Genomic DNA, 25,303 nt, shown 5'->3' on the forward strand with positions numbered 1-25,303 from the left:
TCTATAGACGTGTGACTTTAACTTCAGGAAGAAGCTGCTGTACAAACTCTTCAGTTCCGAGTTCTTCAGAAAATGCCGTCGCGCTTCCGGAAGCAACTCCTAAACGGAACGCATCTTCCAAAGGCAGCTGTTTTGAAATTCCCGCAAGGAATCCCGCGACGACGGAATCACCCGCGCCTACCGAATTGACAAGCTTTCCTTTAGGAACATTGGCGAGGAAAACCGCCTCTTTCGTAAATAAAAGCGCACCGTCGCCAGCCATCGAAACAATCGCGTGTTCAGCGCCTTGTTCAATCAATTTTTTACCGTAAGGAACGGCAGCTTCGGCTGAATCAATGACCGTATTGAACATTTCCCCAAGCTCATGATGATTCGGCTTCATCAAAAACGGTTTCATTTCTGTCGCTTTCATCAGCGCTTCACCGGAGATGTCCACGACTACCCGGGCATTCTGCTTTCTGCATGCCTCAGCAATTTTTTCATACGTGTTATGCGGCAGGGAAGAAGGAATGCTTCCCGCTAAAACGACGATGTCTCCCTCTTCCAGAGCGGAGAACTGTTCTAAAAAGGTATTGAACACTTTGTCTGAAATCGTCGGGCCCTGTCCGTTAATTTCCGTTTCATCGCCCGTTTTCAGTTTTACATTTATACGCGTGTCTTCATCTACCTCAGAAAAAGCCGTTTCCAGACCTTCCTGCTGCAAAAATGACGTGATATAATTTCCGGTAAATCCGCCGACAAACCCCAATGCTTTTGACGGCACATGGTGTCTTTTCAGTAATCTTGAAACGTTGATGCCTTTTCCGCCGGGATACTTCGTGTCATAGCTGGAACGGTTTAAACCGCCTACGGCAAAATCTTCAACGTGAACGATATAGTCAACAGACGGATTGAGGGTTACAGTGTAAATCATGGTTTCACTACCTTTACGACAGTTTTTTCTTGGTAATTATCGAATGCAAGTTCTTCAGCTTCAGTGGTAATGATAGCTGCATCGCCCAAGGCGGCGAACGCTGCGAAAGAAATCTCGCCGAATTTAGAAGGATCGGCTAAAACATACGCGTTTTTCGCCTGTCTCACAGCCTTTGTCTTCAGAAGAGCCTCATCCGGATCGGGTGTTGTAAAACCGGCTTCAATGTGCACGCCGTTCACCCCGAGGAAGCTTTTGTCAAAACGGTACTGGCTGACCGCCGTTAATGAGGCGCCGCCGATCATCGCACCTGTTCTATGCTTCACATATCCTCCGAGAAGATAAAAAGGAATCCCTTTCCTTATTAAAGCGTCGATATGCATAACTCCGTTTGTGACAACCACAATGTCCTTTGTATGATCTATAAAATCAATCATATGCAATGTAGTTGTTCCCGCATCAAGATAAATACAGTCACCTTCTTCTAATAAAGATGCCGCTTCTTCTGCGATCTTCAGTTTATCTTGAAGGTTTTTGGAGGATTTTTCAAGCATATCGGGTTCTTGCCTGCTGTTGGAAAGTTTAGACGCCCCGCCGTGAACGCGCTTTAAAAATCCGCGCTCTTCGAGTGTTGATAAATCTCTTCTGATCGTTGATTCAGAAGCATTTGTCATGCTTATCAGCTCTTGAATCTTCACCACATCACGCTTTTCAATCTGATCAATAATCAGCTGATACCTTTCAGGAGTGAGCATATTCCGCCTCCTTTGGAAACGTATTCATTTCGGCTGCAAGATAATTGTAAACGCTTTTTTTACTTCTAGCAACTAAAATCACTCAAATTCATTCAATAACTATCAAAATCTTTCACATTTGTTCATATTAACGTATGTACATAGGGTTTGTAAACTGTAAATTCGACAAAAAGGGGGACAATTGTATGACATTTTCTTTTTATCATAAATGAAAAAAGTCTATTATATTCATTCAATCATTAAAACACAAAAAAACCCCATGCAGACTGCATGGGGTACGGGTTATTCATACCGTAACGCTTCAATCGGATCTAAGCGTGATGCTTTGTTGGCGGGCAGCATGCCGAAAATGACACCGATCAGCATACTGAACAGTACGCCGATACAAACCACCTGCCAAGAAACGAGCGACGGCCAGCCTGCGATAAGGGAAACGAGTGATGCTCCCCCGTAGCCGAGACCGATTCCGATTAAGCCGCCGATTAATGTAAGCACAACAGATTCAATTAAGAATTGTGTCAGAATCTGTCCTCTCGTGGCACCGAGCGATTTGCGGATGCCGATTTCTCTTGTCCGTTCCGTCACTGATACGAGCATAATATTCATGACCCCGATCCCGCCGACAATGAGAGAAATACCGGCGATCGAACCGATGATCGTCGTCATGACGGTCGTGACCTGACCGATTCCCGCCGCGATTTCTTCCATATTCATAACTTGATAGGCCTCTTTTGTACCGTGATTGTCATTTAAGAGACGAGCCGCTTCTTTTCCTGTTGATTTGATTTGATCAGCGGACTCCGTCTGAACGGAAACGTTGCTGTAGTCGTTAGTACCGAAAGACGTTTTCAGCATGTTGAACGGCACATACATTTCACTGAGTCCTAACGATAAAAAACCGCTCTCTTCTTTCAGTACGCCGATTACTTCAACGGGCTGTCCGCCGGCCCAGACGATTTTTCCGAGCGGAGACGTTTTCCCGAACAGCTTTTCAGCCATTTTTTTCGAGATGATTCCCGCTCTTTTCCCGGAAAGAAAATCATTGTCCGTAAATGTCCGTCCATCTTGAACGTCCAGCTTTTTTACGTCCATGTAGCCGCTGTTAATGCCGTTCAGCGTAATATCCGTGTCTTCTTCATGGTAACGGGCCGTCATGGATTTTACAGCGGAAGCGACAACCTGCTTTACGCCGTCCACTCCTTTTAATCCATTAATATCTTCTTCTGTAAAACTCGCTTCCTGTAAGGCGTTCGGATTGGCTGTTAATTCTTCATCACTGGGCATGTAAAACAATTCAATCGTATTGCCCGGCCCGCTGATGGATTGCTTCAGCATTTGCTCTCCGCCCTGGCCGACAGCCACAACAACGATTACTGAACCGACGCCGATAATGATTCCGAGCATTGTCAGAATCGATCTCAGCTTGTGAGCTCTTACGGAACTGAGGGCCATCCGGAGATTTTCTGACAGGCTCATTCCCCCACTCTCCTCTGCTCAGCATCGCGGGAAACGATCATGCCGTCACGGACGAAAATCACTCTGTTTGTACAGTCCGCCACTTCAGGCTCATGAGTCACAAGCACCACGGTCACGCCCTCTGCATTAAGCTCTGTGAACTGCTCCATAATGGAAATGCTTGTTTTCGTATCCAGTGCGCCGGTCGGTTCATCAGCTAAAATGAGCTTCGGTTCGTTCACGATGGCTCTTGCAATCGCGACACGCTGCTTCTGGCCGCCTGACAGCTCATTCGGCATGTGACGCATCCGATCCGCCAAACCGACTTTTTCCAGTGCATACTCAGCCCGTTCCTCACGCTCTTTTTTGCCGATACCGGCGTAGATCATGGGGAGTTCGACATTTTTTCTTGCATTCAATCGCGGCAGCAGCTGAAACTGCTGAAAGACAAATCCGATTGATTTGTTCCGGACCGCCGCAAGCTCTTTTTCAGTGCATGAAGAAACATCTTCGCCCGCAAGCCTGTAACTGCCGGACGTCGGTCTGTCCAGACAGCCGATGATATTCATGATCGTAGATTTCCCCGATCCCGACGGTCCCATAATTGACACATATTCTCCTTCTTCAATCGTCAAGTCGATTGAACGAAGAACATCAAACGTCTCCTTGCCGATCTGATAGCTTTTTTTCACCTTTGAAAGCTGAATCATCTATGCTTTCACATCCGTTCCGTCAGTCAAATCGTCAGCCGGATTCAGAATGACTTTATCATCCTTTGAAAGCCCCTCTTTTATCTCCGTAAGCTGATTTGCGGTATCGCCGACTTTAACTTTCACGCGTTTGGCCTTCCCGTCTTTTACAGTAAAGACCCAGTGCTCATCTCCGTCTTTTTTGACTGCGGAGGACGGCAGTGTATCGGCTTTCCGTTTGTCGGTTTCAATGTTCATAATTAATTTAAACCCCGGCTTGCCCTCCGGAAGGTTTCCGATCAGCTTAACCTGGAACGGATACTGCACGGCCTGTTCCGTACTTTCCCCGGAAGCAGCGCTTGACTTTTGATCAGGAACGAGGCCGACAGCCGCCACTCTCCCTTTCCACGTTTTACCTGGAATAGCGTCTGAGGTAATTGTAACGCTTTGTCCCTTTTTCACTTTCAGCGTGTCGTATTCGGACAAATTGCCGGCAACGATCAGGTGTTCCGGGTCTCCTATATGTATAACCGGTTCTTGAATATCCGATTTTTTAGAAGCCGCTTCTTGATTTACCGAGATAACCGTCCCGTCCATCTCACTCTTAACATTGAGATTCGCCACTTGATTTTCAAGAGACTGCTTTTGCAAATCAGATTGCTTTAATTCGATTTCAGCCGTTTTTTGCTGAAGCTGCAGATCAGTCCGTTCGGATTCAATTTGTTTTTTGGCTTCCGCTTCTCCCACTTGTTTTGCCAGATCTTGTTCCTTGCTGTTTAATGCTCTGAGTTTTTCTTCAACTTGTTCGATTTGCATACGTTTTGATTGTTCTGTCAACTCATTTTGTTCTTTATCAAGATTGAGCTGCTCATTTGTATACGTGACTAACGACGACCCTTTTTTTACTTTGTCGCCTTCTTTTACTTTCACTTTATCAAGAGTTCCTTTATCCGCTTCATAAAAAACATACTGTTCTTTAGAGAATTTAAGTGTTCCCGGAACCATAACCGTAGAGGAGATTTCTCTGTTTTCCATGGTTCCGGTTTCGATTTTTTTCCCGGCGCTGCCGCCCGCGGGAGCGGCAGACTTATAAATATTGATACCGACGAATACTGCAACAATTACGGCGATGCCGATTCCGATCCAAATTTTTTTCATGTTATACACCTGCTGTCACTGAACTTAACAGTCCTCCGACTGCCGAAACCAAAAGCATAATAACAAACAGGACAATCGCGGAAGTCCAGGCCGCTTTTTTTGAAATGCCGCCTGTATAGCGAAGTCCCAAAGCGAGCAGAATATAGCTCCAGATGCTGAAAATGTCAAACGCGCTTAAAAAGACCGCGACGCCGTCTCCGGCCGGTATGACACTCGCCAAAGATGTAACGGCGTACAGTGAGCCCGCACCGGTAAAATAAGTAACAAGACCGTTAATAGCTAAGCCGATATTGGTAATAAATGCCGTAAACAGGCTGAGTGAGAGCATTTTTTTGTAAGTTGTCACGCCGCCTGAAATTTTGACGCACAGCCAGTAAATGAGCGGAACGATAAACAGAGCGATAATGCCCCCGAAGATTCCTCCGAACATCGAGCCGAATTTAGCAATGGTTTTGGTCATTTCAATCTGATCATCCGACAATCCGTCAAGAGATGAGCTGTTCAGCACTTCTTCATAATTCATCCCCAATCCGCGCAAAATACTGCCGGCCGCGATGAGAATGATGACAATCAGGAGAGGAATGCCGATGACCGGCTTCTCTTTTAATCTTTTAAACTGCACAACAGGACTTGTAATGACGCCGAAAATTGACGGCTTTTCCGTTACTGCCGTATTGCTTTTTTCCAGGTTTGGTTCCATATTGCTGATGCCTCCTATGTATTATTCTGTTTATACGTACGCTTTAGGCTGAGAGAAGTTTCAATTTTTTTGCCGTTTGCGTATTTATGCTAAATTGTAACACAAATTCTCAGCTTTACGTTCCATAATTATGTAAAAAAAAGTATTGTCAGACCGGTATGACGGGAGGCTCAAAGCCTTGTGAAGGCACTGTCTTCAGCCTATTCATCTAATCAAAACCGCCTCAATCAAAAATTCCTTTAAATCCCATTTGGATATTCTCTGGAATTCAGCGCCTATATACAAAAAAGCCGGATGGCAATGATGCACATCCGGCTCTTTTTTCACCCTCCGCTTACAGGAGGGATAAAGGCAATGGTATCACCTTCTGTTACGATGCTGTTGTCTTTTACATATGTTTCATTGATTGCGATCATGGCATTGTCAATCGTCTGAAGGCCGTACCGTTCCTTTAGCAGCGTTTTTACAGCAGACGCCGCCGTCTCTTTTTCGTCAAGTTCAATGACCGGTGTTCCCGCCTGCTCCGCAAGCCCGGCAAACAATAATACTTTAATCATCGCGATTCCCCTTTATCCAAATCCGGTTTTCCGTTCGGATAGGGCGTTGTTTCCAGCTGATCGCCTATCCATTCTTCGCCGTCTTCCCAGATTTCTTTTTTCCATATCGGCACAATCTGTTTTATCCGTTCAATTGCATATTCATTCGCCTCATATGCCGCCTTTCTGTGCGGTGAAGACACGGCGATTACGACCGCTGCTTCTCCGATATCAAGGACGCCGACACGGTGAGTGATTGCAGCTTCGGCTCCTTCCCATTTCGCGCTGATTTCATCGCCGATTTGAGAAAGCATTTGAACAGCCATCGGTTCATACGCTTCATATTCGAGCCGTACCGTCCGCCGCCCGGCAGTCCACTCTCTGACCGTGCCGATAAACGTTGTGATGGCGCCGGCTTCACGCTTTTCAACTTTTTTTACGATATTTTCCGCAATGATAGGTTCCCTTGTAATTTGAAAACGTTCCATTTAAGCAGATTCCCCTTTCAGCTGCGAAAGCACAAACATCATGGCAGCCGGATCGTCCGCATGGAATACGGGCATGCCTGCATCTGCCGGCATATGCTCCGTATTTCTGCTGACAACTGCGATCACGCGCTCCAAATGCTTCAGCTTTTGCCAATCTTCGCTGTCTTTGATCATAATGATTTTCGGATGCGGCGCATGTTTAAATCCCTCTATGAGAAGACCGTCAATTCCCAGACATTCATACAGACTGATCAAGCCCGCCAAATCCCATTTTTTTCGCGCCGTAAGCTGCAGGACGCCGTCCCCTTCTACTGCCGTAACCGCGGCTCCGGCCTTTGAAAAACGCTCCGAGTCTTTTCCGTCAGAAAAAGGCTCCGGTTCTCCTCCATGTCCGTGATGTTTTAAACATCCAATATCGCACTCTTTCGGCGCAGCTTTCAGCACACGTTCAATAAACGTTGTTTTACCGCTGTTTTGAAAACCTACGATCTGGACGATCGGGAAAGAATTGACCACGGCCATTCACTTCCATTCTCATCACGGATGAGGAGCGCGTGAACCGTCCGGCCCGCTTCATACCCCCTCGTTCCTCCCGGCAGAAGGATAAACGCGTTTGCTTCGGCAAGAGATGTGACTGAGCTTGATTTGTCGAGACCGACCGGTGACGCCATCATCTTTCCGTCCTTATGATAAACAAATGCCCTCACAAATCTCGTAAACGGATTCGGTTTCGGAAAGTCGTTTGTTAACACGGCTTCCGTCCATCCGGAATGAGGTTTTTCATTCAGAAGCCACGTCTGAATCATCGGTTTGACAAACAGGGTGAATCCGACATAACATGCGGACGGATTGCCTGAAAGGCCGAACAGCAGCATGTCATCGGCCCGGGCGACAGTTGTCACGCTCCCCGGGCGCATTGCCACTTTGTTAAAAAGAACTTCCGCTCCGAGCTTATTATAAATGTCTGGAAGAAAATCAAAATCGCCGACTGACACGCCGCCGGTCGTGATCAGAAAATCAACTTTTTTCATAGCTTCCTTCACCGCATCATAGCTGTCATCAAAATCATCGGAAATTTTCCCTAAGTTCAGCGGTACCGCGCCCGCTTCAATGACCTGGGCATACACCATAGCAGCGTTGCTGTTGCGGATTTTCCCCGGCTCAAGCGGATCGCTGACATGAAGAAGCTCGGTTCCCGTTGCGATAATGCCGACAACCGGCTTTCTGACCACTGGAACAGAAGCATAGCCGAAGGTTGCTAAAAGAGCGGTTACGCCCGGCGTAATTTTCGTCCCTTTTTTTAATAGCGGGCTGCCTTTTTTCGCGTCTTCTCCTTGATATGAAATATTATCACCCGCATGAAAAGGGCGTTTCACTGACATGTAATTCGTCCCGTTTTCAGAAAACGTTTTTGTCAGCTCAAGCATCACTACGGCATCCGCACCTTTTGGAATCTGCGCCCCCGTCATAATGCGGACCGCTTCATAAGGCCCGAGTTCTTTTTCTGACACGGCGCCGGCCCCGATATGGTCAATTACTTCAAAGGTGACTGCATTGTCACGGGAAGCCGTTTTTGAATCACTCGCCCTGATGGCAAACCCGTCATATGGGGAACGGTTAAAGGCCGGCACATCATGATCCGCCTTAACATCCTCCGCCAAATAGCGGTGGAGACTGTCCTCAAGCGCCACCCATTCGGTATCCCCCTGTTTTTTATACCGGCTCACCCGGCGGACTGCTTCGTCCACCTGAATCGGCGTTCTTTTTTCAAGCATAGCAATATCTCCCCTTCCTACAGTCCGATCACCCTGGCCAGAACTGAATTTGCTTCTTTTATATCGTTTGTACCGTGAATCAGAGCCCGTCCGTCCTGAAAAATAACGATTCTGAAGCGCTCATACGCCATGTGCAGCAGAAATTCATTTGCTTCCACTTTACCGATCTGCTTCAGACGTTTGACAAGCTCTTCTTTATCCAGCCTCTTTAAGGCTTCCGATCTGATTTGAACGGTGTCTCTTCCGCACAGCACGCTTGCTTTCGGCCTGTTTTCAGGCTGCAGATACGGATATACGGGCTCCGCGCCGCAGGAAGGGCAATGATTCCGTTTGATCTGATCCACATTTATGCTCATATTGGTGTTATTCCACACGTCAAACGTGAAAAAGCGCCGATTTACCGCCGCATGATTTCCTGTCAGCAATTTCAGCGCCTCAGCCTGCTGATAAGCGGAGACGATATGAACCGCCGGAGGTATGATGCCCGCTGTATCACATGTCGCTCCGCCCACGGGCATTTGCTCAAACAGGCAGGATAAACACGGCGTAACCCCCGGAATAATCGTCATGCACATTCCCTGACTGCTGACACAGGCACCGTAAATCCAAGGTGTTTTCGTTTTCAGCGCCAGATCATTGATGACCATTCTCGTTTCAAAATTATCTGTCGCATCCACGATGCAATCCGCTTGTTCGATCAGCGGTTCGAGCGTTTCCGCCGTACCTTCCGCCGCGTAAGCATCGATATGTATATCACTGTTTACCGCCAAAAGACGCGCCTTGGCCGCCATTGCTTTCGGCAGGCGCTGTCTCGCGTCTTCTTCTGTATACAGCTGCTGTCTTTGTAAATTGCTCCATTCCACATAATCCCGGTCAATAATCGCCATACGGCCCGCTCCGGCTCTTGCCAAACCCTCTGCTGCTGCTGTTCCGAGGGCTCCGGCTCCGACAATCAGGACACTGCTGTCAGCCAGCGCCTGCTGCCCTTTTTCCCCTATCGGCTTAAATCTTGTCTGCCGCGAATAGCGCTCTTCCATCTGTGTTGTCCCCTTGCATTTTTATTTCCATCATACCATGTTTCTTCCCGATCAGTCTTGATTTGAAGACTCGACATGCGCCAAAAGTCTGGTGTAATCGTCCTGTGTGTTGATATTAGCGAACTCCTCCGGCCCGGCGCCGATGTCTTCAGCCTGCACATAACAGACAGACAGCTGTTTCAGCGTGTCTGTCATTTTCAGTTTGTTTTGTGTCAGCTGATCAAAAAGCACATCCTGCACCCGCTTATGGTAAACCGCCAAGAGGGGCTGCTCTCTGTTTTCACAAACCGGTATGACAGCGTCCAGGTTTCCGGTCAGCTTCATTTCAAGCGCCGCCATCGTTTTTCTTGTTACGAGCGGCGTGTCACAGGATATGACCGTATATATTTCGCCTTCCGTTTGTTTCATTGCCGTATAGATGCCGGCAAGCGGGCCCATTCCCCGAAACCGCGGCTCATCGGCCAAAACATGCCGCTCCCTGTTTGATAAGAACTTTTTTATATGTTCAGGGCGGCTGATAATTACCGTTTCTCCGCCGCCGAAGGCTTTTTTCACCTGTTCATAAAACATGCCGCCCTTCCACTTTGCAAAAGCTTTCGGTTCTCCGAATCTTCGGGAAGCTCCCCCCGCTAATATTACATTCACCCGTTTCATGTCATCTCTCTCCCATTCTATATAAAAGCATAGCAAACGCCTCAGCCGAAATACAATATTACGGTGCTTGTCTGTTTAATTAAGAGGAATAGCCGTTGATCCTTTCCCATATTGTAGTGTTAACATCATGAGGGAGATGGTTCTTATGAAAATATCCGGTCCGTTTTTCCACGACACTTCTCAAGAGAACCTTTACTTGAAATCCGAACTTTCCAGATGCAGAAAATTAATTTCAGAATTTGAAACAAGCTACTTCCATCAAAAAAATAATAAGCTTCAGGAGGAAAACGCCAATATTAAAGAGCGGCTTCACAAGCTTTCTGACGAATTGAAAGCCATGGTTCAAAAACACAAACAGACAAGTGACACGGAACGTTCTTTGCATGAAATCAGAGCCGGGCTGCTCGATAAAATCGTCATTCTGCAAGAACTGCTTCAGCAGGAAACGTTTCGGCGGAAAAATGAGATGGAAGAAAAGCACCGTCTGCATCTTACAAATGTAAAATTTGAAGAAGAAAATAAAAACTTACATACCCGCATCCGCTCACTTGAGACCGCCATTCAGACTGAACGGACTTCTCACGAAGATATGAAACAGCGTTATCATGCCGCTGCAGACGAAAATACCCGGCTCCAAACACAAATGATAGAAAAAGAATACCAACTCAAACATATTAAAATAGAAATTAATCATATGAGAGATCGAATACTAGAAACAAAAGAACGGCTTGTAGAAATAGAAAAAACGAAAGAAAAGTTATTTCAAGAAACCATTCTTTCGTATAAACGGCAGCTGGACGAAAGTGATGCTTGGATTGCCGGCCATTTTGCTGATATTGACAGCCGCACGGCGGAACCGGCGGAACGAGCTCTGGAAATCCCTTCTGTTTCCAAAGAGACTGTTCAGGCAGAAGACTTGCTTAAAGCCGTTACCGAACAAGTCATCTCCCTGCAAAAACAATTTGTACAATCAGAGTCCCGCGATCAGTCGTTTGATGAAAAACTGGATGCGTTGAAAGAACGTGCTGACGGCGAAAAGCCTTTCCAAAAATATGTCGTCAAGCTTGAAAAAAAGCCGGGAAAAGATGCGTCACTTCCGCAGAATAAGCGGGAAAACGCAAAAAAACTGCTTGAGTAACGCAAGCAGTTTTTACTGTTTTATTATTCAGCAGCCGTATCATTTGCCGTTTCTGCTGTTTCCTGAGAAATTTCTCCCTCAAGAATATATTGGCCGCGGTATGGTTTTTTCACTTCCGGATACATTTTAATTAAGCTTTGCATAAATGTTGTCATATTAGGAATTTCAAGGCCGCTTTCCTTTTCAATTTCCTTTTGCAGTTCGGAACTTTTGATCGCTGCATTGTGGCGTTTCAATGTTTTAATCGCTGCTTCGCGCAGTTTTGCCGCTTTTGATCCCGGTCTCGCCGTCCCTCTTCTTCTTCTTGTAGAACCGTCTGGAATGCCGGCGGGAAGAGACGTAATAGACTGCATCTGCGGCTGGGAGGATTGAGGCTGTGTCTGCGGCTTTTGATAGCTTCTCATTTCCTGTGCTGCAAGCTCTGCAAGCACCGGGAGAGAGTCACTTTTTTTCTCCGGACGAAACTCTTTTTTTGTATCGGACAGGCTGCCTGTATTGTCTAATTCTCTCAGTTTTGCATATATTTTATCACGTTCTATTTGATATTCACGAATGACTTTTACCTCTGCTTCGTTCAATTGTTCTAAACGTAAGCGCAGCGCTTCTCTTTCATTAAACATGTGTAAAACCCCCTGTCAAAAATTTAAACGCTTTTATTAAGATATTAGATTACAAAAGTAATTTTATCAACTATTATTTTATCATTTTACTATTTTATTTACTCTATGAAAAATTGCTTATTTTCTGAAAATGGTACTTTATATACAAAAATCCCTTATCATATAGGGGATTCTGGACAAAGTTCCAATTTATTCAACCATTTCAAAATATAACTTGAAATTACTTGTTTAATGAAAATTAGCGTAATATCTACAATTTTCGACTATAATATGTAAAAGATTATGATATGGATAAAACAAGCGGTACAGCGTGTTTACGGCTGTTTCTCTTATTTTTTAAGCCACACATGGCATATTGGAATTTTTTATCCAATAGGCACAAAAAAACCCTGTTACCTAAACGGCAAAGGGTTTGCGGAACCGAGACAATAGTCCGACGGAGATTGTCCCGATTACTCAGAAGCCTGCTCCGATTCTGAAAGTACTCGGCTGACGCGTTTTTCAAGCATTTTCATCCCGCTTCCTCCCGCTTGAAAATGGCGGAGCTGTCCGCTTTTATCAAAAACGTAATAAGCCGGCACATATTCATTTTCAAATGCTTCAGTCAGCGTATGATCGCTGTCGACGTAAATCGGCTGAGAGATATCGTGTTCAGCCGCTGTTTCCTTGATTTTCTCAAGGTCAAGATCATCTTCGGAACGGGGCATGTGAACGGCCACCACATTCAGCTGATCTTTATATTTATCACGAAATTCGTTCATCTCAGGCATCGCTTCTTTACACATGCGGCAGCTGGCGGACCAGAAGTGAATCAGTGCCGGTTTTCCGCCGACCAGCTGTTCCTTCGTGACTTCTCTGTTAATCCATGCTTTAGCGCCTGTCAATTCAGGCATTTGCTGACGTAATTTCATCTTATTACCCTCCTTATGAAAAAGGTTTTTTGCCGGGGCTTTCAGTTTCGCCGGGCAACGTTCTCCTGTTTTCCCTCCAAAGGAAATGATTTGGCTGAATCACCATGTTAAAATGAGTGTGGCGATTTCTTAGTTCATATCTTCACAAAAATGATGATATTGAAACCGGGCAATATGAACAAATCTTAAATGAAATAACTGATTTCTATTAAAAGGTTTATTTTATTTTAAAAACGGGTATATCACTTTTAGCTTTTTCTGCAATAGACTTGAAAGGAAGACATCACTATGATTGATTTAAAACACTTTGATTGGGCCGGGCTTCTCACATCTGCCGGGATTTTCATCATAAAGCTGGCTCTCATTATTTTAGCGTACTTTATTTTCCGGACGGCAGGAAAAAAGCTGATCAAGCATCTGTTTCAGAAATTCGAGCAACAAAACAACCTCTCCAAAGGCCGCGCTTATACTTTGCGAAGCCTCGCGCTTAATGTATATGGATACATCCTGATTTTCGTTTTTATCGTAATGATTTTAGATTTATTTCACTACAATCCGAGCGCTCTCATTGCCGGCGCCGGCGTGGTCGGTCTCGCAGTCGGCTTCGGGGCTCAGGGGCTCGTCAGTGACATCGTCACCGGATTTTTTATCCTTTTGGAAAAACAGATCGACGTCGGCGATTATATTACGGTTGCCGGCTACAGCGGCATTGTCGAGCAGGTCGGTCTCCGTACGACGCAAATCCGGAGCTTTGACGGCACGCTTCACTATCTTCCCAACCGGGGCATTACGAATGTGAGCAACCATTCCCGCGGAACGATGCAGGCGCTTGTCGATATTAAAGTGCCGCTTGAAAAAAATCTTGATGAAACCATTCAAATCCTGCAAACCGCGTGTGACAAAGCAGCCGCTGAGCTCCCGCAGATTAAGGAAGGGCCGGACGTCATCGGGGTTCAGGATTTAAGCTCGTCAGAAATGGTGATCAGAATCATTGCCAAAACTGAAAATATGGAGCAATGGCGGGTTGAACGCGTACTGCGGAGAGAAATAAAAATCGCGCTCGACCGTTTTAAAAACGCCGCATCCGCCGAATAGAAAAACCGAAGCGTAAGCTTCGGTTTTTTCTTTTTTAATGAAATTTTTTTTCCACTTCGCTGCAGATTTCGTCGGCGGTCATTCCGGAAGCCGTAATGACGGGAGCCTGAGTTGACGTATCGGCAATTCCTTGGACATTGCTGTCAAGTCCGGTTACGACACAGCAGTCACAATTCTTCGCATCCTCAGGAGTCTTCATCATCACTACGTCATATCCTTTTTGTTTTAACGCCTGTTCTACATCCGATAAAGATTGTTCAATTCCAATTTTTTTCGTCATATTGAACACCTCCGTTATGTAGAATGCTCAATTTTTGTTAGATTATTCTTCTTTTCGGATTTAATTGGCATACTTCGAAAAATATCCGACCATGACATTGACCCCGGTTTCCATCGCTTCTTCATCCGGGTTCAGCTTTGCGTGATGAAGCCCGTGGGATGAATCGGCCCCCAGCCAGAACATAAAGCCGGGATATTTTTTCAGCATATATCCGAAATCTTCTCCGGTCATCGCTTCTTTCGCCGTTCTCACGTCAGCAAGCTGATGATCGCTGACAAATTGCATAAATTCTTCGGTCAGGCCGCTTGTATTATAAACTTGATGATAAACGGACGGATATGTGACTTTTCCTTTGCATCGGAAGCCGATTTCAATTCCTTTGACAAGCTCTTCAACCCGCTTTTTCACCATACGCATTGATTCCTCGGAAAGCGTCCGGATGGTTCCCTCCAGATGAGCATGCTCTGCGATGATATTTTGCGCCGTGCCCCCGGTAATCGTTCCGACAGTGATCACAGCGCTGTCAAGCGGATCCGTATTTCTGGATATGACTGTCTGCAGCTGCGTGACAAGCGTGCTCGCGGCGACGACCATGTCGTCTGCTGTATGCGGATATGCCGCATGCCCGCCTTTCCCCTCGAGATCGATGACGAGTTCGCTCGTATTGGCAAACAGCAATCCGCTTTTGGTGGAGATTGTGCCTACAGGAAGCTCAGGTGCTATATGGAGAGCGGTAATCAAATCCGGTGTCCATTTTTTCAGCACATCGCTTTCAAGCATCGGTTCCGCTCCGCCCGGTCCTTCTTCAGCCGGCTGGAATAAAAAGAGCAGATCATGTTTGACGGGATGATGGACAAAATGATCAATAATGCCGAGCGCGATGGTCATGTGCATATCGTGGCCGCATGCGTGCATAAAACCGGGGTGTTCAGATGCAAACGGAAGCCCCGTCTGCTCTTCAATCGACAGAGCGTCTATATCCGCTCTGTAGGCGAGCATTTTTTCCGGAGCCGTGCCGTTGACTTTGACAAAGATGCCGGTTCTCCAAGTTTCGATTTCAATTCTTTCCTCCGGATATTGGTTCAATAGATTCAGCAGGTACTGTTGGGTTTTATATTCCTGAAAGCCGATCTCCGGAATGCGGTGCAGATCTCTTCGGATGGCAATGAGCCGCTCTTTTTCCATATGTATTCCTCCTTGAGATAAGAATAAGGCGTGGATTTTATCATCCACGCCCATTCTATCAAACCATTCCTTACAGCTGGCGTAATTCCTGTTTGATTTCTGTTTTGCCTTTTGTTTTTTCATCGATATCTTTGATTTTTTTCGCAGGTGTTCCCGCTACAACGGTATATGGCTCGACGTCATTTACAACGATGGCTCCGGCAGCGACAACCGCGCCTTTACCGATTGTTACGCCTTCAAGCACAACCGCATTTGCGCCGATCACAACGTCGTCTTCCACGACAACAGGCTTAGCGCTAGGCGGCTCAATAACGCCCGCTAATACAGAACCCGCTCCGATGTGGCAGTTTTTGCCGACAGTCGCGCGTCCACCGAGAACAACGTTCATATCAATCATCGTACCTTCGCCGATGACTGAACCGATATTAATAGATGCACCCATCATGATAACGGCATTGTCGCCGATTTCGACTTGGTCGCGGATAATAGCGCCGGGCTCGATTCTCGCTTTAACATCTTTTAAATCAAGCATCGGGATCGCAGAGTTGCGGCGGTCATTTTCAATGACGTAATCCTCAATTTTGTCTTTGTTTTCTTCGATTGCGCTTTTAATTTCAGCCCACTCGCCAAAAACGACGCCGGATTGGCCGTTCAGGAATGTTTTAGCGGAATCGCCAAAGCTGATTCCTTCAAGATCGCCTTTTACATACACTTTTACAGGCGTTGATTTTGTACTATTTTGAATAAATGAAATAATTTCATTTGCATCCATCATTTTCATATGTATTGTCCTCCTCTGATTTTCTACCTCATTACTGTAACAAAGGAAGGATACAAAGACAAGAAAAAAAGGAACAAGCCTTTATTCTGCCGGCTGGCTGCACAGCGCGGCAAACTGTCTTCCGAATTCCCGGAGCTCTTCTTCCTCACTGCCCTCAGGGTTGTTTTCAATTTTGACCGACGGCAGCACTACCCGCCCGCCGCGGGCCGTGATTACTTTTTCCAATTCGTCAAGCGCTCCGCAAAAAAACTCATAGGACGTATCTCCGGAACCGAACAAAGCAAATGTTTTTCCCGTAAACTCCAGGTTTTCCATATCTTCAGCAATATCGAGCATTTCATCAGGAAGATCCCCGTCTCCCCACGTATATGTGCCTAATAAAATATACTCGTAATCATTAAAAAGTTCGGCATGAATATCCATCGCTTCATATCTGTCTACGGATGCTTGTGCTTCGATCAGCCCTTTTTCAATTAAATCCGCCATCGCCTCGGTGTTTCCTGACATTGTAGCGTAAACAAGCAATACATTCCCCATCTTCGTCTCTCCTTTATGCATAAAAACTAATGTGCGAGCCGTACCGCCTCATACGGTCTGACAAACTTACTTTCGTAAAGGCCCGCGCAAAAAAAGTTTTCTTCCCGGTTGGCCACCCGCCATCCGTGACCGCGGATCGTATCAAACCACTTTAATTCACCGGCGGCGAGATCAGCTTGATAAATACGCGAAAATCCATTTTCGTCCTGTGACGATGTGACATAAATAATCCCGTTATCCTCAGAAACGTCGAGAAATGATTTTTCCCGTACGGCGGGCCCGGCTGTAATGGCAAACTCCTCTTGCGTCCGTACGTTTCGGACGGCAATCTCGCCCCGTTCTCCTTTTGCCGCGCCCTTTGCTGCAATGAGCCATTCATTCTGATACATCATCATTGAAGCCGTCATGCGCTGCCTTTCGCGGCTTATACGCCGGATGCGGTCTTCCGTCAGTTCATACGCCCAAATGCCGCCATGATTCATATGAATCCGGGTGCCTATATAAATCGTCTGACCGTGTAAACAAAGCGAACGGATGACAGGCGGCTCCTTTAATTGTGAAAAGGGCTTAGCCACATGCCAAGTGACGCCGAAATCATCAGATAAGTAGAGGCAATATGTGCCATGCGCACAGACAAACCCGTCATTCCGCCCGGCAACGGCCCATACGGAGGCGCTGGTCGGAAATCGGGAGGCCGTCCAAGTCTTTCCCTGATCGGCTGATCTGAGGACGGCGCCTTTTTCTCCAGCGGCGAATATGTAAGGCCCTATGTAAGTCAGCACATGAACCCTGCTTTTCACTCGGAATAGTCTTTTCCAGCCTTCTTCCGCGGAAAAATGAAAAATACCTTCGTCTTTCACTGCGACAAAATATCCTGAAGTCACTGATGCCATGACAGCCGTCGCGCCTTTATGAAACATGGCACCGGTCTCCGTGGTGAGCGGCCCATGCAAGAAAACCGCGGACAAATTCTTTGCAGCATTCTTGATCTTCAGCCGTCTCGGGCGCCAGCTCGATTTTCAGCGTTTCCGGATATAAATTGGCTCCGGCCTGTTCAAACGCATCGTAAAACAGCGTGACCGCTTCGCAAAACTTCGGGTAGGCGTGATCGCCTGAACCGAAACAGGCCGTTTTCAGTCCGTTGAGCTGGCTGTGCAGAATATCTTCGTAAAAATCTTCCGCTTCGTAAGGAAGATCACCGTCCCCCCATGTGTACGTGCCGACAAAAACATAATCATATGCTTCGAGAGAATCCGCACCTGCTTCGTCCATGTCGAGACAGTCAACTGCTATCTGATGCCCGCTCAGTGTTTCTTTTATAATGCCGGCAATATCCTCTGTATTCCCCGACATGCTTGCATATATCATTAATGCTTTCTGCATATGATCACCTCGTAATTGATAATGATTTTCATTAACATATATAACACTTTAAATGATAATGATTTTCATTGTCAATAAAAAATAAAAAAAGACAGCATGATTGCTGTCTTTCTAAAATGGGCGTTCCTGCTTCAGCATATCTTTAATGACAGAAACAAAAGCCTGCACCTGTTTTAATTCAAATGCCGGCTCATATCCGAGCAGCCATGTGTCACGGCCGATCGGATGATCCTTTGTATCAAGCAGGGGCATTTTATTTACTTTATCTTCCTCTTCTAAAGTGACTGACGGCAGAATGGCATAACCGATCCCGTGCAGCGCCATCTGCTTGCACGTTTCAATCTGATCGACGAGGATGGTCTGTTTCGGCGAGGTTTTGAATTTTTGATGCCACCAATGCTGAATTTCCTGAAAATATGTACTGTCACTTTTGAATTGGATAAACGGCCGATCGGTATGGGCTATATCATCAATACAGGAAATTTCCGTATCAACCAAATATAAATGATCGGTCATTAAATAATCTTTCCGGCCTTTCCATTCCGGATTTCCCCGGATAATGCCGATATGTACCTGATCTTCATACAGACTTTTCAGCATTTCGCTGCTCCACCCTGTAATGAGAGAGACCTTTGCATTCGGATAACGCTCCACATATGTTTTTAACACTTTCGGAAGCCAGTGCTGCCCGATAATGGAGGCGACGGCAAGCTTTAATGTGCCGTGAATCTCACCCTCAAGTTCATCAATATTTTCTCTGATTCTTTCTTGCCGATCCGTGACGTCATTTGCAAATTGTATGATTTTTTCTCCTGCCGGCGTTACCGTAAGTCCTTTTTGAGATCTTAGAAAGATCTTTGTTCCCCAGGCTTTTTCAATGGTCTGCAATCGCTGGGACAGAGCCGGCTGTGACACGAATAACCGTTCGGCAGCCTTCCTCATGTTTAATTCCTCAGCTAAAACTACGAGCATATGAAGCTCTTGAAGCTGCATGTCGTCCTCCTTTTCAATGCCTTTCGTATTTCTTATCTACCATTCTAATAAAATAAAGGCTGCCGAGGCAAGCGCCACTCATATGTATGCGTTTTCTTTTTCCGGCATGCAAAAGAACAAATAGGCTGATCGTGCGAGCCTACTTATTCAATGACCTGATATGGCTGCTCAACTGCTTTAACACGACTCTTCTCGTGAAAATGCCTTCAAAGACGCCTTCATCATTTTCAACGCAGACAAAGCCGTTATTAATGACCATGCTGAACCCTTTGATAATCGGATCATTGATGTGGAGACGGGGAATGTCTTTCAGCATGACTTCCTCAACCGTAATTTGATCCAGCTTCTCAAACTCGATCCGTTCAAGTCCGAAAATGCTGTTCATAATCATATTTGTCCCGATCAAACCGTGCAGACGGTACGAAGCGTCAAGGACGGGAATGGCGGTATAGCCGGTTTTCGTCAGCACTAATAGAGCATGCTCAAGGTTGTTTCCGACTTGAACGTGCGCCACTTTATCCGCCTCGATCATAAATTGTCCGACTGTTGCATCAAGAAGCTGATCTGATTGTAAGCTAATCATGTCACTTCGACCCCTTTACATTTTTCATCAAAGCATGTATTCCCTATATTGCAATAATATAAACATTATCATTTTTTGTCGAAAAGTTTCCGTCAATAAAAAAGATACTCTTTGCAATCGAGTATCAATTTATAGGCCGCTGATTAATTTTCGTTCCGAAAACGGTCATAGAGCGTTACGAGTTTTTTATAAGTGGTTCCATCAACGCTTTTTGACCCTGCTTCTATATCGTTGATTTCGCTGGTCAAAAGCTCAATGGCATATTCTTGATTGATCAGGATATTCAGCAGAAGTTTCTGTTCTTCTTCCGTAAATCGTTCACTGATAAGACTCATACGTAATCAGGCCCCCTATTTTTAACTGAATACCTCTGAAAGCAATGTGAAATTTGCTTTCAGCTCTACCGCTAGAATAAGTAAACAGAAAAAAATCGTCAACCGCATAATTCGACATTTTGCGGATTCTGTATGAAATATTATTTTGTGTAACGATTGGCATAACTGAATGCTGTGCAGGAATCAGGCTTGATTTTCGCTTCAATGCCCATCGAGGTAATGCGGCCGGTCATTTCTTGTATCAATTCTTTTGTCAGCCCTTTTTGACCGATATCCAGATGCACTTCAAATGAAAGATCCGCCCCTTCATCCGTAAAAGGCAAGAGCAAATCTGTTAGTTCCATAAGACGGCCGTCGAGGATATGCGCTGCCATCTCCTGGCTGAACGCGGTTTCCAGCGAAATTTTTTCGCGAAGGCTATGTATCGGTCTTGCAAGATCGTGATTTTTCAAACAGCCCCAAGCTCCCTTGCCTGTACGGTGCAAGTGTATAGCCGTAATAAACTTTGTGAAGTCGCGGTAAACTTGTGAATCAGTCCCTACAGACAGCACATATGCTGAACGGGGGTCTTTATTGACAAAGCGTTTCAGCCGCTCCGTCACGTCTTGAAAGGTCATCTGTGCCTCAGAAAGATTATAAAACAGAAAAGAATCAGCCATGTACGGACACTCCTCTTTCCAGAGTCTACAACCAAACGAACAAGCACGTTCCTTTGCATAATTTAATAAAGCTCCGCTTGCGGAAGACCGGAAGCTTGGTCAGCCTGAAAAATCAAATCAAATTACTGAAGGAGCTCAAAAATTTCAATAGAAATCATGTCAATGTTATCAAACGGATATGTGTTAGGTTTTTCACCTTTTTGGAAAACCGTCAGTTCAAACGTTTGATTTTTTTCGAAATATTTAACACTGCAAATTTTTTCGCCGTTAACTTCAAAATAACGCTGCATCGGCTCGTTAGCCGCTTCCGCTGTTTCTTGCAGACTTTGCAGCCGCGTGATGATACCCATTAATTGTGACATTCTAAAAAAAGACTCCTTTCAAAAAACAACTTCAAATCAACAAGTATTTATTATAATACAAGTTCTACAGAGCATCATACCATAAAGTAGACCGGGATGGCATTTTCCCGCTGGATTTTCAAAAAGAAATAAACGGGAAAACCGTGTTTTCGAATAGTTTGAAGCTTTTTTCGGAATGTCATACACCTTTCAAAAATAATTTTTCGCTTTTTGAGCCGCCATTGTCAGATGTATGTGAGGAGAAGCCCTTTTATGAGGAAACAGCATAAAAAAACTTGGCGGGGGTAGCGCCAAGTTTTTTCGGATCTTGATCTGATAGAGGGGTTGGGGAACAGAGAGTAACTTCTCTCTATAACTAAATGATAATGATTATCAGTATCATTGTCAAACGTTTTTTAAAACTTTTTTCAAATGAACAAAAAAAGCGGCATACAGCAGCCGCTTTAAAGTAATCCGTCCTGTTCATATAAATAAGAGTAAGGCAGATCGATAAATAAATACATATTGTCATCCATCGGGTATGAAAAGGTTCTGATCATCTCACCCGTCTCAATATCACTGTACAGGTCACTGAAAAAGCCTTTTCTTGAATTCCGCATCTTCATGATGTTTTCTAAAAAGTACGGACGCCAGCTCCAGTTTTTCTCCATGTATTCAGGCTGATAAAGCCATTCGCCGGACTGCTTGAACACATTTCCCGTCAGCTGATAGCCTTCTTCATCACACATATAAATTCTGAAGCAGCAGTCGGTCAGGTTTTCCGCCAGTTTTTTAATAAACTCATCGTCCGCCTGATGGGTTTTCTTCAGCTCGGAAACTGCCTGATTGACCCGCTTATAAAAATTCTCAGAGTGTTCATATACCGTTTCCAGCTTCTTTTTTTCTCTCGTGATAAATTGCTGAAACTCCGTTTTCAAGCGTGCTTTTAACAGGCTCCGGTCTATAAAATCCCCGCTCGGCGCCTGCAGATAATAGCCTTGAAAAAATCGGCCTCCGTTTCTCCATGCGTACTGGAGCTGGAAATCAGCTTCTATATCTTCATACAGCAGCGCGGCGCCGATTTTTCTCGCCAGCAATGAAATGCTGTACAGCACATGCTCATATGATGGTGACGGCTGAGATACCTTCAGCGCCTGCAAATCTATTTTCAGAAGGTCCGGTGAAAGGAGCGCGATTCTGTCCAGGTTGCTGCTCTCCTTACCTATATTGTCCACCGCGATTTTAATGCCGTATGTACGATAGTAGGCAAGCATATGGTACAGCTGTTCAATGTCGCCTTCGAAATTGTGCTCGGTGATCTCAAGCACAATACGGTTCAATTCGATGCCCTGCTCTTCGTATTCTTTCAAAAGCTCAAGAAAGCTTTCGCCGTGGTCAAGCATCAATACATTCGCATCCTGATTGATAAAAATCAACAGATCACGATCAGCTTCTTTAAACCGCTCCAGCGCCTGCCTGATGACTCTGTCATCGACCTCAAGCTTATATTCTTCCGGAATGCCGGAATCTAAGAAAAACGACCCGAGGCTCTCAATCTCCGCATCTGCCAAAATACGCCCAAGCACCTCATAGCCTACGACTCTTTGTTCTTCAGCGTTAAAAATCGCTTGGTAATACGGAATGACATCATCAATATTCGTCAGTATATCAAGTGGGTCCAACATGTTATCACCTGCTTCTCTATCTTTGTCTGATTATACACAATTATATCAGCACCACAAATGTTTAGATTAGGGGAAAAGGAGGCAGTATGGCAGCAGCTTAAAATAAAAGGGGGATATTTTTAAGATCACTCTTCAGACCGGTTAATTAAGGACGTTATTCATTTGTTTCACAATCACAAATAAAAGGATAAATATAAGAGCATTATAACCGGCAGCTGTCCAAAAATAATGGCTCCAATCAGTGCTGTTAAATATCCAATCATCCTCATGTTCCAACTGAAAGAAAGTTCCTTTTTTATCTAAAGTGCCAAATGTAAGAGTTGTTAACCCGCCAACACTCTTGGAAACGTCAACTCCATACATTGAACCGGCATGATCAGTATGATTTATTGGCATATACGTATAATCAGATAAAATTGTTTCCGCCAGCTTAGTTGGCAGAGACACATATAATACAGCCGATGTATCGCCTCCGAGCCCACTCAAATACTCCCTGGCTTTAATAAATTTCGTTTCATCAGGAAAATCTATGTGATATAGCTTTTCAAATCTGATTATTTCATCAGATGTAAGATTGGTATTTTGATAATACTCCGGAGTAAAAGCGCAAATGATAAAGTACCAAATATTAAAGATGATAACGAAACTGCTTACAAATAGTACAACGAACCATTTTAATAATTTCTTCAATTAACCGCCCCTTAATCTTTCAAAATTATATCATAATTTTGAATAGAAAATAAAACAAGCGAACGGCGGCTTTAACGTTCGCTTGTTTTGCAAAATAATCAATATATGAAAAATTAAAACGGATAAGGATTCAGCCATTGCCCCCCGTCCATTGTGATACAGTCCCCGTTTATGTAGGACGCTTCATCAGATAGTAAAAACGCTGCCAACGCGGCGATTTCTTCCGGTGTGCCCAGCCGGCCGAGCGGCACACTGTTCATAGTGCGGGACACCGCTTTTTCCGATTCAAACAGCTTCTCCGCACCGCCTGTCCGTTCAATCGGGCCGGGGGCTATCGCGTTTGTGCGGATGCCGTATTTGCTCCCCCATTCAACGGCCAGCGTTCTTGTCAGTGACAATACCCCCGCTTTGGCTGCAGCGGAATGAACGACACCCGCTCCCGCTCCCCATGCGTATGTAGCGGCCATATTTAAGATGACGCCCTTCTGCTCCTGCTCGATCCAATGCCTTGCCGCGGCTTGGCTGCAGAAAAATGTGCCGTTTAAAACAATCTCAATAACAGCTTTCCATCCATTGGGCGTCAGCTTCTCTGCCGGGCAAATAAAGTTGCCGGCCGCATTGTTAATCAGCGCATCAAGCCGGCCAAAGACTTTTTTCGCTTCTGTAATCATGTCTGAAGCGGCGGAATCAGAACGGACATCCATTTGAAAACAGGCGACCTGCCCCTCAAAGGTCTCAATTTCTTTTTTTGTTTCCTCAAGTGCTTCATGGTTCCTCCCTGTCACCATGACGTGCCATCCTAATTCAGCCTGTTTTTTCGCTATTGCTTTTCCCATACCGCTTGAACCGCCTGTAATGATTACCGCTTTCTTATCCATAACAAACCCACCCCTTTTATTGAATGAATAATCATTCATAATTTTATCACAGATGTCTTTCCGCGTCATTACATGCTGAGAAGGGATTTTTCAGCCCGGCTGATGATATAATAGAACAACTCTGACAAAGGTTGGTTTTACATATGGAGAAAATGACCAGAAGAACATTTTTAAAAAGAGGATTCGGCATTTTGGGTGCAGCTCTCGCAATGGCTTGCGGAGGTTACGGCTATGCCCGGTATATTGAACCGCGCATGATTGAGGTCACCCGGCATACAATCACCAACCGCCTGATCCCCCGCGGCTTTGACAATTTTAAAATCGTTCAATTCAGCGATACGCATCTTAGTGATGTGTTTACATCCGGTGACTTGAATAAAGCAGCGGAAAAGATCAATCAGCTGAAACCCGATCTGCTCATCTTTACGGGAGATTTAATTGATAAGCCGCATTTATTTAATGATCACCAGCGTGCACTCGCCGTGCTGAAAAATCTTGAAGCTCCCTTCGGCAAACTTTGTGTTTACGGAAACCATGACCACGGAGGCTACGGTACGAACACGTACAAGGCTCTGATGAAAGCGGCTGATTTTCAAGTGTTTCGAAACGGCTATCGTCAGGTGCAGCTGACAGACGGAAGCCGGATTGAACTCGCGTTTTTGGATGATGTAATGCTTGGAAAACCCGATTATGAAGCCACCCTGTCTCGCCTTTCCGAAGATGCGTTTTCCATTTTAATCGTCCACGAGCCTGATGCCGCTCTCAAGATAGGCGGATATCCCGTAAACCTCCAGCTGTCGGGACATACTCACGGCGGCCAGGTCCAGCTCCCGTTTTTCGGCCCTCTCATTACGCCTCCTTACGGAAAAACGTATACCGACGGCATGTATACGTTGCATGACACAGCCGTTTACGTCAATCGCGGGCTCGGTACGACAAGACTGCCGTATCGATTTTTAGCCAGACCGGAAATCACGCTGTTCACATTGAAAACCGAGCAAAAATAAGACTTTTATCCTGATGCACAGACACCCCCTCCGTAATATGTATAT

The 25,303-nt window shown here is 45.4% G+C and carries 31 protein-coding genes; 3 read left to right on the forward strand and 28 right to left on the reverse strand.

Annotated features, from left to right (window positions below; genetic code table 11):
• Position 1: 1 nt before the first annotated feature.
• The 12 genes from pfkB to ACWHAR_RS07200 all read right to left on the reverse strand — a co-directional run bounded on the left by pfkB (position 2) and on the right by ACWHAR_RS07200 (position 10,157).
• The gene (gene pfkB / locus ACWHAR_RS07145; protein ID WP_032874756.1) at positions 2 to 913 is read right to left on the reverse strand and encodes a 1-phosphofructokinase; all 912 of its coding nucleotides are present in this window, start codon (positions 911 to 913) and stop codon (positions 2 to 4) included.
• Positions 910 to 1,665, reverse strand: coding sequence for a DeoR/GlpR family DNA-binding transcription regulator (locus tag ACWHAR_RS07150; protein WP_007611128.1), 756 nt, complete (start codon positions 1,663 to 1,665; stop codon positions 910 to 912). The genes pfkB and ACWHAR_RS07150 overlap by 4 nt, the downstream gene beginning before the upstream one ends.
• Positions 1,666 to 1,947: 282 nt before the next feature.
• Entirely contained in the window at positions 1,948 to 3,141 is a 1,194-nt protein-coding gene (locus ACWHAR_RS07155; protein WP_032874755.1) for an ABC transporter permease, read from the reverse strand.
• Complete coding sequence (locus ACWHAR_RS07160; protein WP_007611126.1) at positions 3,138 to 3,830, reverse strand: ABC transporter ATP-binding protein; 693 nt, start codon at positions 3,828 to 3,830, stop codon at positions 3,138 to 3,140. Before ACWHAR_RS07160 ends, ACWHAR_RS07155 begins: the two co-directional genes overlap by 4 nt.
• A complete protein-coding gene (locus ACWHAR_RS07165; protein WP_032874752.1) occupies positions 3,831 to 4,967 on the reverse strand; it encodes an efflux RND transporter periplasmic adaptor subunit in 1,137 nt (378 codons plus the stop codon).
• Position 4,968: 1 nt separating this feature from the next.
• Positions 4,969 to 5,667 (reverse strand): Yip1 family protein, encoded by a 699-nt coding sequence (locus ACWHAR_RS07170; RefSeq protein ID WP_032874750.1) that lies wholly within the window; start codon positions 5,665 to 5,667, stop codon positions 4,969 to 4,971.
• 323 nt (positions 5,668 to 5,990) lie between these two features.
• Positions 5,991 to 6,224, reverse strand: coding sequence for a molybdopterin converting factor subunit 1 (moaD, locus tag ACWHAR_RS07175; protein ID WP_007409633.1), 234 nt, complete (start codon positions 6,222 to 6,224; stop codon positions 5,991 to 5,993).
• Complete coding sequence (locus ACWHAR_RS07180) at positions 6,221 to 6,691, reverse strand: molybdenum cofactor biosynthesis protein MoaE (RefSeq protein ID WP_007611116.1); 471 nt, start codon at positions 6,689 to 6,691, stop codon at positions 6,221 to 6,223. The genes moaD and ACWHAR_RS07180 overlap by 4 nt, the downstream gene beginning before the upstream one ends.
• Complete coding sequence (mobB, locus tag ACWHAR_RS07185) at positions 6,692 to 7,213, reverse strand: molybdopterin-guanine dinucleotide biosynthesis protein B (RefSeq protein WP_007409631.1); 522 nt, start codon at positions 7,211 to 7,213, stop codon at positions 6,692 to 6,694.
• On the reverse strand, positions 7,174 to 8,466 hold the full coding sequence (locus ACWHAR_RS07190) for a molybdopterin molybdotransferase MoeA (RefSeq protein ID WP_032874748.1): 1,293 nt from the start codon (positions 8,464 to 8,466) through the stop codon (positions 7,174 to 7,176). Before ACWHAR_RS07190 ends, mobB begins: the two co-directional genes overlap by 40 nt.
• A gap of 17 nt (positions 8,467 to 8,483) precedes the next feature.
• A complete protein-coding gene (locus tag ACWHAR_RS07195; RefSeq protein ID WP_032874747.1) occupies positions 8,484 to 9,503 on the reverse strand; it encodes a molybdopterin-synthase adenylyltransferase MoeB in 1,020 nt (339 codons plus the stop codon).
• 51 nt (positions 9,504 to 9,554) lie between these two features.
• Complete coding sequence (locus ACWHAR_RS07200) at positions 9,555 to 10,157, reverse strand: molybdenum cofactor guanylyltransferase (protein WP_032874745.1); 603 nt, start codon at positions 10,155 to 10,157, stop codon at positions 9,555 to 9,557.
• 145 nt (positions 10,158 to 10,302) lie between these two features.
• Here ACWHAR_RS07200 and ACWHAR_RS07205 point away from each other — a divergent pair, with 145 nt between their 5' ends.
• Complete coding sequence (locus tag ACWHAR_RS07205; RefSeq protein WP_032874743.1) at positions 10,303 to 11,295, forward strand: coiled-coil domain-containing protein; 993 nt, start codon at positions 10,303 to 10,305, stop codon at positions 11,293 to 11,295.
• A gap of 23 nt (positions 11,296 to 11,318) precedes the next feature.
• Here the strand turns inward: ACWHAR_RS07205 and rok are convergent, their stop codons facing one another.
• Together rok and ACWHAR_RS07215 are read right to left on the reverse strand one after the other, a co-directional pair.
• Positions 11,319 to 11,915 carry a transcriptional regulator Rok gene (gene rok, locus ACWHAR_RS07210; protein WP_003154591.1) on the reverse strand — a complete coding sequence of 199 codons (597 nt, stop codon included), beginning with the start codon at positions 11,913 to 11,915 and terminating at the stop codon, positions 11,319 to 11,321.
• A gap of 452 nt (positions 11,916 to 12,367) precedes the next feature.
• The gene (locus tag ACWHAR_RS07215) at positions 12,368 to 12,826 is read right to left on the reverse strand and encodes a TlpA disulfide reductase family protein (protein WP_032874741.1); all 459 of its coding nucleotides are present in this window, start codon (positions 12,824 to 12,826) and stop codon (positions 12,368 to 12,370) included.
• 288 nt (positions 12,827 to 13,114) lie between these two features.
• Here ACWHAR_RS07215 and ACWHAR_RS07220 point away from each other — a divergent pair, with 288 nt between their 5' ends.
• On the forward strand, positions 13,115 to 13,921 hold the full coding sequence (locus tag ACWHAR_RS07220) for a mechanosensitive ion channel family protein (RefSeq protein WP_032874739.1): 807 nt from the start codon (positions 13,115 to 13,117) through the stop codon (positions 13,919 to 13,921).
• Between the two features lie 34 nt (positions 13,922 to 13,955).
• Here ACWHAR_RS07220 and ACWHAR_RS07225 read toward each other — a convergent pair whose 3' ends face one another.
• The 14 genes from ACWHAR_RS07225 to fadH all read right to left on the reverse strand — a co-directional run bounded on the left by ACWHAR_RS07225 (position 13,956) and on the right by fadH (position 24,251).
• Complete coding sequence (locus tag ACWHAR_RS07225; RefSeq protein ID WP_003154596.1) at positions 13,956 to 14,201, reverse strand: YkuS family protein; 246 nt, start codon at positions 14,199 to 14,201, stop codon at positions 13,956 to 13,958.
• A 60-nt stretch (positions 14,202 to 14,261) separates the two neighbouring features.
• Positions 14,262 to 15,386: an N-acetyldiaminopimelate deacetylase gene (locus ACWHAR_RS07230; RefSeq protein ID WP_032874737.1), complete on the reverse strand. Its 1,125-nt coding sequence runs from the start codon at positions 15,384 to 15,386 to the stop codon at positions 14,262 to 14,264.
• A 70-nt stretch (positions 15,387 to 15,456) separates the two neighbouring features.
• Positions 15,457 to 16,167 carry a 2,3,4,5-tetrahydropyridine-2,6-dicarboxylate N-acetyltransferase gene (gene dapD, locus ACWHAR_RS07235; protein WP_007409623.1) on the reverse strand — a complete coding sequence of 237 codons (711 nt, stop codon included), beginning with the start codon at positions 16,165 to 16,167 and terminating at the stop codon, positions 15,457 to 15,459.
• An 81-nt stretch (positions 16,168 to 16,248) separates the two neighbouring features.
• Positions 16,249 to 16,704: a flavodoxin gene (locus tag ACWHAR_RS07240; protein WP_032874735.1), complete on the reverse strand. Its 456-nt coding sequence runs from the start codon at positions 16,702 to 16,704 to the stop codon at positions 16,249 to 16,251.
• A 26-nt stretch (positions 16,705 to 16,730) separates the two neighbouring features.
• Entirely contained in the window at positions 16,731 to 17,624 is an 894-nt protein-coding gene (locus ACWHAR_RS07245; protein ID WP_032874733.1) for a WD40/YVTN/BNR-like repeat-containing protein, read from the reverse strand.
• Positions 17,614 to 18,087 carry a flavodoxin gene (locus tag ACWHAR_RS07250; RefSeq protein WP_032874731.1) on the reverse strand — a complete coding sequence of 158 codons (474 nt, stop codon included), beginning with the start codon at positions 18,085 to 18,087 and terminating at the stop codon, positions 17,614 to 17,616. Before ACWHAR_RS07250 ends, ACWHAR_RS07245 begins: the two co-directional genes overlap by 11 nt.
• 111 nt (positions 18,088 to 18,198) lie before the next feature.
• Positions 18,199 to 19,080, reverse strand: a complete 882-nt coding sequence (gene ccpC / locus ACWHAR_RS07255) for a transcriptional regulator CcpC (protein ID WP_007611101.1) — start codon at positions 19,078 to 19,080, stop codon at positions 18,199 to 18,201.
• A gap of 139 nt (positions 19,081 to 19,219) precedes the next feature.
• Entirely contained in the window at positions 19,220 to 19,663 is a 444-nt protein-coding gene (cbpB, locus tag ACWHAR_RS07260; protein ID WP_003154608.1) for a cyclic-di-AMP-binding protein CbpB, read from the reverse strand.
• A gap of 143 nt (positions 19,664 to 19,806) precedes the next feature.
• Complete coding sequence (gene abbA / locus ACWHAR_RS07265; protein WP_003154609.1) at positions 19,807 to 19,998, reverse strand: antirepressor AbbA; 192 nt, start codon at positions 19,996 to 19,998, stop codon at positions 19,807 to 19,809.
• Between the two features lie 140 nt (positions 19,999 to 20,138).
• Complete coding sequence (locus tag ACWHAR_RS07270) at positions 20,139 to 20,657, reverse strand: ribonuclease H-like YkuK family protein (protein ID WP_007409617.1); 519 nt, start codon at positions 20,655 to 20,657, stop codon at positions 20,139 to 20,141.
• Between the two features lie 122 nt (positions 20,658 to 20,779).
• Positions 20,780 to 21,019, reverse strand: a complete 240-nt coding sequence (locus ACWHAR_RS07275; RefSeq protein WP_003154613.1) for a YkuJ family protein — start codon at positions 21,017 to 21,019, stop codon at positions 20,780 to 20,782.
• 443 nt (positions 21,020 to 21,462) lie between these two features.
• On the reverse strand, positions 21,463 to 22,683 hold the full coding sequence (locus ACWHAR_RS07280) for an EAL domain-containing protein (protein WP_014417611.1): 1,221 nt from the start codon (positions 22,681 to 22,683) through the stop codon (positions 21,463 to 21,465).
• 141 nt (positions 22,684 to 22,824) lie between these two features.
• Positions 22,825 to 23,373: a hypothetical protein gene (locus ACWHAR_RS07285; RefSeq protein ID WP_032874729.1), complete on the reverse strand. Its 549-nt coding sequence runs from the start codon at positions 23,371 to 23,373 to the stop codon at positions 22,825 to 22,827.
• A 113-nt stretch (positions 23,374 to 23,486) separates the two neighbouring features.
• Positions 23,487 to 24,251, reverse strand: a complete 765-nt coding sequence (gene fadH / locus ACWHAR_RS07290; protein WP_032874727.1) for a 2,4-dienoyl-CoA reductase — start codon at positions 24,249 to 24,251, stop codon at positions 23,487 to 23,489.
• Positions 24,252 to 24,394: 143 nt separating this feature from the next.
• Here fadH and ACWHAR_RS07295 point away from each other — a divergent pair, with 143 nt between their 5' ends.
• Positions 24,395 to 25,258, forward strand: a complete 864-nt coding sequence (locus ACWHAR_RS07295) for a metallophosphoesterase (protein WP_032874726.1) — start codon at positions 24,395 to 24,397, stop codon at positions 25,256 to 25,258.
• Positions 25,259 to 25,303: the final 45 nt, after the last annotated feature.

This window comes from Bacillus sp. LR--39, assembly GCF_053613335.1.